This is a genomic window from Allobacillus halotolerans, assembly GCF_018967645.1.
In the GTDB taxonomy this organism is placed as follows: domain Bacteria; phylum Bacillota; class Bacilli; order Bacillales; family Alkalibacillaceae; genus Allobacillus; species Allobacillus halotolerans.
The window spans coordinates 132,137-142,505 of sequence record NZ_JAHLZF010000006.1; the positions used below are offsets into that span (position 1 = coordinate 132,137).

Sequence of the window (10,369 nt, forward strand, 5' to 3'; positions counted from 1 at the left end):
CAAAAGACGATTTTTGAAATCTGTCAATATATAAATCTATGTAAAAGTTTCCTGGTGTACTTCTATTAACCAATTATTAAAAAATAGCCAATTTCTCAATTGCTTGTTACTTAAAGGTTTTGCTTTTATCCCTGTAATTGTCTAGTTAGCAGGTAATTTATGCCACAAATATGACAGAAAAACGCATGCTATGATGATGTTGCAACAAAAACAACCCAAAGGAGTGTACAACACATGAAGAAAAAAATTAGCATTCTAGCGATCGCTTTAACCATTCTGTTCGGAGGAGTGTTTGCGTCTTCTGCATCAGCAGCTGCATCCGATCAAGCACAAGGACAACAGAATTATTCATATAAAGTCTTCTATTCTTTTAACGGGTGGTCCGACTATTTCTCAGGTAATGATTGGTGGAAAAAATTCTTTACTCAATCGAACTCTGATGATAAGAAAAACAATCAAGAACAGCCAGAAGTAAATCAACAAGATCAAGAAGTACAACAACCTTCTAAGAATGAAGAAAATCAGCCGAAGCCAGATCAACAACCTGCTCCGGAACAACCAAAAAAAGAGCAACCTGTTAAAGATACACCTGAAAAAGAGCAACAAATTGAAGAAACACCTGAAAAAGAAGTAGAAAAAGAGCAGCCAGTTGAAGAAGAAGTTACTGAACAAAAACAAGAACAACCTGAACAAACAAATAATGAATTGAATCAGTTCGAACAACAGGTCGTTCAATTGACGAACGAAGAAAGAAGCAAGCATGGTTTACAACCATTACAGATTGATACAGAAGTGAGCAAAGTTGCTCGCGAAAAATCACGTGACATGGCTGCGAATAACTATTTCGCACACAACAGCCCAACGTACGGCTCACCGTTTGACATGATGAAGCAATTTGGTGTGGATTACCGTACAGCTGGTGAAAATATCGCCAAAGGACAACGGACACCACAACAAGTCGTCAATGCTTGGATGAACAGTGAAGGACACCGTGCCAATATCTTAAACGGTAACTTTACACACATCGGTGTTGGGTATGTCGAACAAGGTAACCACTGGACACAACAGTTTATTGAAAAATAAATTATAAATGAGAGAAACCGACCATCAGCTGATTAAGGCTGTTGGTCGGTTTTTTAATTTGGTCATTTAGAGTCCATTATTTGAAATACTTTCTGTTGTTTATATGACATTTATTAAAGCTGAATAACCTCTTCTTTAGCTTGTGCATTTCCTAATAAAATCATCATCTACTCGAAGTGACTAAACTTCATGACAGGCCACGAAGTGATTTTCTTCAATCTCTCTCCATTCAGGTACAATCTCTGCACAGTGTTCCTGAGCGATTGGACACCGTGTGTGAAACGGACAGCCAGTTGGATAATTAGATGCGCTCGGCAAATCACCTTGCAATTTTATCCGATTCCGCTTATGTTTTGGATTAGGCCGTGGAATAGCAGACAATAGAGCTTTCGTATAAGGATGTAATGGATTCTTATAAATTTGCTCTGAGTCACCTAATTCAACCTGTGCCCCCAAGTACATTACTAGTATTCGATCACTCATATATCTCACAACACCCAAATCATGAGAAATAAATAGATAGGTCAACTCATATTTCGTTTGAACATCTTTGAGAAGCTTCATTATCTGTGCTTGAACAGACACATCAAGTGCAGAAACTGCCTCATCACATACAATCAACGAAGGATTGAGTGCTAAAGCGCGTGCGATTCCGACTCGTTGTCTCTGTCCTCCACTGAATTCTCGCGGATACCTATCATAATGCTCTTCTTTCAACCCGACTTCCTTTAAAAGGGATAAAACTTTCTGCTTGCGTTCAGATTTACTCATATTCGTATGAATGATAAAAATTTCTTCCAAAGCATTACCGATTTTTTGTCGGGGATTCAGTGAGGCGAATGGGTCTTGAAAAATCATCTGTAAATCTTTTTTATATTTTTTTAGTTTTCTTTCTGATAGATTACCAATTGATTCATCTTTAAATTGAATCGATCCATCTGATAGTTTTTCCAATCCGATAACAACTCTTCCAAGTGTCGATTTTCCACATCCGGATTCACCTACAACGCCTAAGGTCTCTCCTTCTGAAACAGTTAAATTAATTCCGTTGACCGCTTTGACATAATTTTTAGGTCGTTGTAACAAACCCTTTTTAATAGGAAAATGTTTTTTGACATGATTAAGTTGAAGTAACTGTGTTTGATGGTTCACTTTGATTCACCTCCTGAAGCCAGCATTTACTATAGTGAGTAGATGTTACTTCAAACGTAGGCGGTTCTTTTTGCTTACAAATATCCATAGCAAAAGGACAGCGGGGATGAAAGCGACATCCTGGTATTTCCTCATTAAGACTTGGCATCGAACCTTTAATCGCATTGATTTCCTTAGATACATCGTCCACATCCGGTACAGAATCAAGCAGACCTTTCGTATATGGGTGAAGCGGATTGTCAAAAAGAGTTTCTACATCTGCTAATTCGATTACTTCCCCGCCGTACATCACCATGACACGATCGGCGATTTCAGCTACAACACCCATATCGTGTGTTACAAAAATGACGCCCATACCGATTTCGGATTGCAGGTCATTGATTAAGTCCAAAATTTGAGCCTGTATGGTAACATCTAAGGCTGTAGTTGGCTCATCAGCGATTAACAATGATGGTTCACACGCCAATGCCATAGCGATCATCACACGCTGCCTCATCCCGCCACTCAATTCATGTGGATGCTGATTAAGTTTCTCTTTTGGATTCGGTATACCAACTTTATCCAGAAGTTCCACACTTGCCTGGCTTGCTTCTTTTTTCGACATATTTTTATGAATAATTAATGGTTCCCTTAGTTGATAACCTATGGTCAGTACAGGGTTCAAGGCAGTCATTGGCTCTTGAAAAATCATCGATAATTTATTACCTCTTAAACGTTCCATTTCATCTTCTTTTTTTCCGCTAAGGTTTTCATCTTCTAAATAAATAGAACCTTTTGTAATATCACCATTCGATGGTAGAAGACCCATAATAGATAATGAAGTGATACTTTTTCCCGAACCTGACTCTCCCACAATACATAAAGTTTCTTCTCGATCCACCGAGAACGAAATATTCCGAACAGCTGGCAAAGTGCCGTCAGCTGTTCGAAACTTAATTTCAAGGTTTTCGACATTAAGTAAATTTGACATTTTTTTCGCACCTACTTTCTGGTTACCGGATAAAGAGACCACATACCAGTTGGATCGACAACCAATCCTTCAATCGATTCGTCATAGCCCAAAGTCACGACACCATGGCTCATCACAACCCATGGAGCGGTTTCTATTGCAAGTAGGTTTGCTTCATGCAACTTTTCCTTTCTGACTTCTTGATCGACTGATGTTCTGGATTCATCTACTAATTGGTTAAACTCACTATTATCAAAACGCACTCTGTTAGAAGCACCTATATTATCAGAATGCAAGTTCGGATATAGCAATTCACTTCCATCTGCCGTACTGTTGGCCCAACCAAGAAAAGTCATATCGAAGTCACCTTTTCTAGCAACATCTAAAAAGCTTGCCCATTCCATTGTCTCTATGGATACATTTAAACCCATGTCAGATAGTTGTGATTGAACTATTTCAGCCATTTTTAGGTAGTTATCACGATTGGCTGCAAGGAGTGTTATCTCTTGTCCTTCATAGCCATTTTCTTTTATCATTTGTTTTGCTTTCTCTGGATTAAATTCATAACCTGCTGATTTTGCTTCTTCATCATACCCAAAGACTTTCGGGCCAATTATGCTTTCACTATAGACTCCAAGATCATTTAGCTGTGAAACGTATGCTTCTTGGTTCACGCCATAAGCAACAGCTTGCCTAAACTTCAAATCATTGAATGGTTCTTTTTCCATATTAAACCCTAAATAGGAAACTCGAGTTCCTTCAGTCTTTTGTACTTCGATTCCTTGAAGTGATTCTATACGATTAATATGGTCAGAAGGGATTTGATCAATGAACTGAACTTCTCCTGTTTCAAGCATTGAAATAGCGGTAGATGTCTCAGGTACTATTTTATACGTCACTTTTTCAATTGCAGCCGGTTCTTGCCAGTAGTTTTCATTTCGTTTCAACGTAATCTGATTTCCTTCTTCCCAGCTTTCAAATACAAATGGCCCTGTTCCAACAGGTTCTTTGTTAATATCTCCTTCTTTATCTGCCTCAGGACTTACGATCGCAGCATTCGTATGGCTGAGTGCAGCTAGCATCGGGCCATAAGGTTCTTTCGTTTTCAAGACAACTGTATACTCATCTTGAACTTCAATCGATTCAACCGGAGCAAGTAAGGATGCACGTGGTGCAGCTCGCTCAGGATCTTTTAATTGGTCAAACGTATATTTTACAGCTTCTGCATTAAACGGTGTGCCATCGTGAAATTCAATGTCTTCTTTTAACTTAATGACCCAAGTATTTTCATCAGGATTTTCATATGAATCTGCTAATAATGGTTCTGGTTCAAGTGTATCTGGATTTTGCTTAAACAACGTTTCATACACTTGGTATGTAACGTTAGAAGAAACTGAATCGTTTGTATCAATCGGTGAAAGTCCTGCTGCATCAGAGGTCGTCGCATAGGTGACTTCAAACGCCCCTTCATTATCACTTTCAGCACCTTCTCCGTTATTTCCATCACTACTACTTTCACTGTTGCTACAACCTACGAACAATAACAGTACTGTCATTAAAAGGAACAATAAGCTAATCGTTTTTTTCAATCTCATCATTTCTCTCCTCCGTTTGTTAGTTATTTACGTCCATATTCGGATCTAGTGCATCTCTCAAACCATCACCAACGACATTAAATGCGAAAACTGTCAGCATGATCGCAATTCCTGGGATAATGGATATATGTGGTGCATCCCACATAAAATCTTGTCCTGCTGCAATCATAGCTCCCCATTCTGCTGTTGGTGGTTGAGCACCTAATCCAAGGTAACTTAAGGCAGATGTTGAAAGAATTGCCGTTGCCATTCTCATCGTTCCATAGACAATTAATGGAGCTGTACAGTTAGGTAGGACATGCTTCAAAAGAATTCTTAGATCACTTGCACCTACCGTTTTCATCGCCTGAATATATTCCTGGTTCTTAATGGATAACACACTACCTCTAACAATCCTTGCGCACCCAGGTATGGACCAGATACTTATTGCGATAACAACATTCACTAAACTAGTACCTAACATGGCAATAATGAGCATGGCGAGTAAAATACCAGGGAATGCAAACAGTAAGTCTACGAATCTCATAATGATACTATCTAATTTACGATAATAGCCGGCAAGCAACCCTAGAATGATTCCACCAAATAAACCAATACCGACAGAACTTAATCCAACTAATAATGAAATGATTGCTCCATGTGCAATTCTCGACCACATATCACGGCCATAATTATCCGTACCTAGGAAATGACCTTCCGATCCAACACCTAGTTTTGTCCTTTCTAAATTTTGCTCGTATGGTCCATAACTCGTAATAATCGGTGAAAATATAGCGACTAGAACAATCAATGTAATGATGATAATCCCTATTAATGAAAGTTTATTTTTCATAAGACTTTTAGCTACTTCAACGAACCGATTTGTCGTTTTCTTTTCGGTGTTTATATTCTTCTCTGTTTCAGTAACTGCAGACATCTGATCCCCCCTTTCTAGTCATAACTGATCCTTGGGTCAATAAGCGTATAAATAATATCTACGATTAAATTGACTACTACAAAAATGGCCGCTATCAATAATACGGTGCCTTGAACGATTGGAAAATCACGCGCTGCAATGGCGTCGATCATTAACCTTCCGATACCATTAATTGCAAACACCTGTTCAGTGACGATTGTTCCTCCAAGTAATGAACCGAAGTTAATTCCAATAATTGTGAGTACTGGTATCATTGCATTTTTCAACGTATGTACCCAAATCAGCGGCCGCTTTCTTACACCTTTTGCTTTTGCCGTTCGAATATAGTCAGAACGAATTACTTCAAGCATCGAGGACCTCGTCATTCTCGCAATCAAAGCTGCAGAAGCTGTTCCTAACGTTATTGCCGGAAGAATCAATTCTTTCATACCTTCAAATGTATAAAAGGGTGAATTTAATCCTCCAACAGGCAAAAGCTGAAAGTTAACGGAGAAAATTAGAATGAGTATAGTTCCTAACCAGAAGTTCGGTATAGAAACACCAACTAACGCGAAAGTTGTACTCGTCACATCGACCCATGAATTCTGTTTTCTTGCAGAAATAATTCCAGCAATGATGCCGATTAAGACTGCAACGACCATACTGGCTACCGCTAATTTAACCGTTGTAGGAAATCGAGTAATAATAGCCTCTGTCACTGCCTGATTCGTTTGGTACGAATAACCGAAATCCCCTTGCAAGATTCCACCTAGGTAATCAAAATATTGTACGAGAACTGGACGATCAAGGCCCATTTTATCTCGTATAGCCTCCAAATCTGAGGAAGTAGCATTCGGTCCCCCTATAACGGTAGCTGGATCACCTGGAGCTAAATGCATGCTCATGAACACCAAAAAAGAGATACCTAGCAAAAGGAAAGTTAATTGTAATATACGACGGACGATCATCCCGATCATTCGTTCACCCCCATTCATCAGAATTTTCTTGCTTTTTTATGTATTCTATTTTACATATGTTCGAAAGTCAACCTATTATTCTGAATAAATTTAATTTTTTTAAAAAAACGCTTACATTTTTTAAGAAAATGAGACGTATTAACTACATTTTGTTATCTAGAGTATAAAAATGTATAAACAGTTAAATTGAATTGTGTCCTCAGTTTGTTTTGATAAAGGATATTGTCCCTTATAAAACTGTCAACTTAGACTTATTTTGTTCTGGATTGAGTTTAGACGCGTTTTTTCTGTGACATCAAATTCCATATCATTTAAATTTCTAAATCTAATTGCCTAATACATTGATCCTAAATTTCTTAAAAGGAATACAAAAAAACCTCCATCCTTAAAGGAAAAGAGGTTATAATATTGCTCTTATTTAATTTAGATTAAACCGTTGAATCTGCTTATTTAAACTTTGAGCTTGGCTTTCTAATTCATTTGCAAAGTGATTAACATCTTCAATTGTACTCGCTTGTTCTTGAATCGAGGCATTGACTTCCTCGGTACCAGCTGATGTTTCTTCTGCGACTGCGGCAACCTCTTGTGACTGTGAAGCCGTTGATTGAATGGCTTCTAACTGTTCATTTACTAATTCGGAAATCGAATCAATCTCTGTTGCGACTTCTTCTACAGAATCGGCAACTTCTTCAATCGCTGCATTTGTTTTAACACCGTTTTCTGACTCAACCCTTGCTGTCTCTACATTTTCATTGATTCGCCCAACAACATTACCGACATCCTTTTGAATCGCTGCAATCAATTCAGAGATGTTTTTAACGGCTTCAGCACTTTGATCCGCCAGCTTCCGAATTTCCTCAGCAACAACTGCAAAACCTTTACCATGTTCTCCTGCACGAGCCGCTTCAATGGACGCATTCAATGCAAGCAAGTTTGTTTGCTCGGCAATATCACCAACCATCGTAATAATCGTTTCTACTTGCTTCGTATTTTCTTTTAAGCGATTAACATCCGTCAAAGAAATTTCCTGGTTCTCTGTTAACTGCTGGATGCCATTAACTAATTGATTGACAACCATTTTCCCATTTTGCAATGTACCTAACATCGAACGCGATTTATCCCTTGAAGTAGAGGCTTTCTCTTGAACATTTTCAGCTAGCTCAGTAACCCGCTCAACCGACTCAACTGTTTGTTGGATTGCTTCTGAAGAACTTTCGGACCCACTGGCAATTTCATCGGTCGCTGAACGAATTGTATTTGAATAACTCGCAAGTTCTTGTGAAATAGATTTCATTTTAATAACTGTATCATTCGTGTGTTCAAAATGCGTATCAATATTCGTAACGGTATCTCTTAGATTTGTCAGCATCTGATCAAACGCCTGTCCTAAGGCACGAATTTCATCATCCGAAGAATGAATATCAATTTCTTGGTTCAACTGTCCATCGGCGGCTTCTGAGGCTGCGTGCTCTAATTTTTCCAAAGGCTTTGTAATGAACCGAGCAGCAAAAAAAGCTAAAATTCCTGACCAAATAACCCCTAACAATAAGGTTAAGGTCGTAAATACTTCCATGGAAACAGACCAATACTGCGTAATGTAATCATAGACTACATACAAAAACAAAGCACTCATCGAATATGTAATGATTGCTAAAATTGTTGTGAAAAATATTAATTTTTTACGAAGTCCAAAACGGTATTTCTTTTTCATGTACTCTCCTCCGATTGCTAGATTGATCAAAAGCTACGTATATATAAATTCCGATCTTCAATGATACAATTATTTCGATCGGAGTTGTTACCTTAGTCCCATAATTATATCGGAGTATTCTACGTTTATTTAACAGTCATTTGGACAATTATTTAACAATACAACGACATCTTGTTCACTCTATGGATCATATCGGTTGGATTTTGCAAATTTGAAGTATAGATACGGATTGAGAGATTCGAAAGGTGAGAATATACTAATTTGTGAATTGGAGAAATTAAAAACGCTCAAGTAATAAATAGTGGTTTAGGAATCTATACGCTAGCAAAATTCCAAGGGGTACTAAATTGTATACAACCGCTGATCAATACGAGAAAGGTGATGCCCCATTCATCATTTTGGTGGAGTATAATGATGAAGTGCTTGTTTATGATGCACTTGTTGATGGGTAATTGGTGGCTGGATACCAATCTATGCTTTCCATATTTCAGACATAAATAAAAATCCCCCAACACCAAATGTGTCAAGGGATTTCAGGTATGACTCCGATTGGACTTGAACCAACGACTTCCACCCTGTCAATTCTGTGTAGCCAATATTCTCAAATAAGATTAAGTGCTATAAACCTTGGTATAATAACCTTTATCTGTTGTTCTCTTTATGTAGTGCGTTTATTTTTGGGCTACAAACTTTGATTTGGTCAACAATTGGACAACAAAAAAGCGGTTAACCACCTAAGCGATCAACCGCATTTTTAAAACGAATATGCACCTATCATCACAATCCACTCAATCATTTGACTATATCATCTATTAAACTAACATCATTATCTCTTACTTCGCCATTCTCTTTAGCTTCTTCATATTCTTCTTCGCTATTAAAGAAATGCACTTGTGGAGTATCAATATATTGTTCTAAGCGTCTTTCTATCTTTGCCAATCTGTTTATTATACTCATTGGCTTACCTCCATTCCCTCTGCTACTTGATTTAATTTATATTCCAATTCATCAGATATAGGAACGCCATTTTCAATGTGATCTATGATGAGTCTTAACTCAACCTCGCTCCATTCCTTGAATAATTCCGGCCAATCTATATCGCTCGCCTTACCGCCTAGTAACTCTATTTGTCTTTCTAACTTTGCAATTCTAGAGTTTATACTCATGTTATTTCAATCCTTTCTTTTTCAATTCACTTTCAATTTCCTCTAGTTTTTGCATAACGTCACCATCTTTATAAGCTCCTAGAAACACGTTAGAAAGGTAACCAATGGCGTTAGCTCTCTTAATAGGGTCAATGTCCTCATCTTGTCTTAGAATGTTTATTTGCTCCTGCATAAGCCTTTTAACATCTTGTGGTTTATTTAATCGTCTTTCTTTAACCATAATACTCACCTCCATTAACCTATAGGGGTATATCCCCTTCTCTTTCGTTGTATTAACGCTATTTATGATTGATTTAGTGCTACAAAAAGAATAGTTTTAAGCTGACTTTCTATTCAAATATTGAATGTATTTTTCTGCTTTTTGTATGGCATATTCCAAAGATTTAGCTTTTATAATCTGCCTGTAACTGTATGGCTCTAATCTATCTTTTCTGTGTGTTTCTCTTACAACTAACCAGCCATCTTCTTGACGATCTATATAAACGATAGAAAAACGATTCAATGTTTTAAAATATAATTCGTTCGGTATTCCAACCATATAACCTAGATTTGATGGTTTCATTTTACATACCCCCAAAACCTTCCCCCACTTACCCCAATTCCCCTCAAACGCTTATGTGACAACGGTTAGAACGGGAATAAGGGTTTCCCTCACTCTTCCTCACTTCCCTCACTTCGTTTTATGAGGGAACAGGTGGCTAGTTTTAACCACCTATCACCTGTTAGATTAATCACTTACTCTTTCACTCCAAAAAGCTTGTTGTTGAATCGGTTACACTTGGTTGGACAGATTTTATAAGGTCAATTAAACTTAATCTAATAAATATGAGGAGAATTAATA

The 10,369-nt window shown here is 37.7% G+C and carries 11 protein-coding genes; 1 reads left to right on the plus strand and 10 read right to left on the minus strand.

The genetic code is table 11. The features are described from left to right. The first annotated feature begins 234 nt into the window (after positions 1–234). Positions 235–1,083, plus strand: coding sequence for a CAP domain-containing protein (locus tag KQ486_RS06115; RefSeq protein WP_216687068.1), 849 nt, complete (start codon positions 235–237; stop codon positions 1,081–1,083). A 180-nt stretch (positions 1,084–1,263) separates the two neighbouring features. Here the strand turns inward: KQ486_RS06115 and KQ486_RS06120 are convergent, their stop codons facing one another. The 10 genes from KQ486_RS06120 to KQ486_RS06165 all read right to left on the minus strand — a co-directional run bounded on the left by KQ486_RS06120 (position 1,264) and on the right by KQ486_RS06165 (position 10,090). Beyond that, positions 1,264–2,241 carry an ABC transporter ATP-binding protein gene (locus KQ486_RS06120; protein ID WP_144159986.1) on the minus strand — a complete coding sequence of 326 codons (978 nt, stop codon included), beginning with the start codon at positions 2,239–2,241 and terminating at the stop codon, positions 1,264–1,266. Continuing rightward, entirely contained in the window at positions 2,204–3,205 is a 1,002-nt protein-coding gene (locus KQ486_RS06125) for an ABC transporter ATP-binding protein (RefSeq protein WP_144159989.1), read from the minus strand. The genes KQ486_RS06120 and KQ486_RS06125 overlap by 38 nt, the downstream gene beginning before the upstream one ends. 11 nt (positions 3,206–3,216) lie before the next feature. Further along, the gene (locus KQ486_RS06130) at positions 3,217–4,779 is read right to left on the minus strand and encodes a glutathione ABC transporter substrate-binding protein (protein WP_246569206.1); all 1,563 of its coding nucleotides are present in this window, start codon (positions 4,777–4,779) and stop codon (positions 3,217–3,219) included. A 19-nt stretch (positions 4,780–4,798) separates the two neighbouring features. Beyond that, positions 4,799–5,695 carry an ABC transporter permease gene (locus tag KQ486_RS06135; protein ID WP_144159992.1) on the minus strand — a complete coding sequence of 299 codons (897 nt, stop codon included), beginning with the start codon at positions 5,693–5,695 and terminating at the stop codon, positions 4,799–4,801. Positions 5,696–5,709: 14 nt separating this feature from the next. Next, on the minus strand, positions 5,710–6,651 hold the full coding sequence (gene nikB / locus KQ486_RS06140) for a nickel ABC transporter permease (protein ID WP_144159994.1): 942 nt from the start codon (positions 6,649–6,651) through the stop codon (positions 5,710–5,712). Positions 6,652–7,069: 418 nt separating this feature from the next. Continuing rightward, positions 7,070–8,362, minus strand: a complete 1,293-nt coding sequence (locus tag KQ486_RS06145) for a methyl-accepting chemotaxis protein (RefSeq protein ID WP_144159998.1) — start codon at positions 8,360–8,362, stop codon at positions 7,070–7,072. 792 nt (positions 8,363–9,154) lie between these two features. Further along, on the minus strand, positions 9,155–9,319 hold the full coding sequence (locus tag KQ486_RS06150) for a hypothetical protein (RefSeq protein WP_216687069.1): 165 nt from the start codon (positions 9,317–9,319) through the stop codon (positions 9,155–9,157). Continuing rightward, a complete protein-coding gene (locus tag KQ486_RS06155; RefSeq protein WP_216687070.1) occupies positions 9,316–9,528 on the minus strand; it encodes a hypothetical protein in 213 nt (70 codons plus the stop codon). Before KQ486_RS06155 ends, KQ486_RS06150 begins: the two co-directional genes overlap by 4 nt. A 1-nt stretch (position 9,529) precedes the next feature. Next, positions 9,530–9,748: a hypothetical protein gene (locus KQ486_RS06160; protein WP_216687071.1), complete on the minus strand. Its 219-nt coding sequence runs from the start codon at positions 9,746–9,748 to the stop codon at positions 9,530–9,532. 96 nt (positions 9,749–9,844) lie between these two features. After that, the gene (locus KQ486_RS06165; protein ID WP_216687072.1) at positions 9,845–10,090 is read right to left on the minus strand and encodes a hypothetical protein; all 246 of its coding nucleotides are present in this window, start codon (positions 10,088–10,090) and stop codon (positions 9,845–9,847) included. Between the last annotated feature and the right edge of the window lie 279 nt (positions 10,091–10,369).

Bases quoted from the DNA above. Each gene is read 5' to 3' on its own strand.
- KQ486_RS06150 (WP_216687069.1), bottom strand. From the start codon at position 9,319: ATGAGTATAATAAACAGATTGGCAAAGATAGAAAGACGCTTAGAACAA.
- KQ486_RS06125 (WP_144159989.1), bottom strand. From the start codon at position 3,205: ATGTCAAATTTACTTAATGTCGAAAACCTTGAAATTAAGTTTCGAACA.
- KQ486_RS06130 (WP_246569206.1), bottom strand. From the start codon at position 4,779: ATGAGATTGAAAAAAACGATTAGCTTATTGTTCCTTTTAATGACAGTA.
- KQ486_RS06115 (WP_216687068.1), top strand. From the start codon at position 235: ATGAAGAAAAAAATTAGCATTCTAGCGATCGCTTTAACCATTCTGTTC.
- KQ486_RS06165 (WP_216687072.1), bottom strand. From the start codon at position 10,090: ATGAAACCATCAAATCTAGGTTATATGGTTGGAATACCGAACGAATTA.
- KQ486_RS06135 (WP_144159992.1), bottom strand. From the start codon at position 5,695: ATGTCTGCAGTTACTGAAACAGAGAAGAATATAAACACCGAAAAGAAA.
- KQ486_RS06145 (WP_144159998.1), bottom strand. From the start codon at position 8,362: ATGAAAAAGAAATACCGTTTTGGACTTCGTAAAAAATTAATATTTTTC.
- KQ486_RS06155 (WP_216687070.1), bottom strand. From the start codon at position 9,528: ATGAGTATAAACTCTAGAATTGCAAAGTTAGAAAGACAAATAGAGTTA.
- nikB (WP_144159994.1), bottom strand. From the start codon at position 6,651: ATGATCGGGATGATCGTCCGTCGTATATTACAATTAACTTTCCTTTTG.
- KQ486_RS06160 (WP_216687071.1), bottom strand. From the start codon at position 9,748: ATGGTTAAAGAAAGACGATTAAATAAACCACAAGATGTTAAAAGGCTT.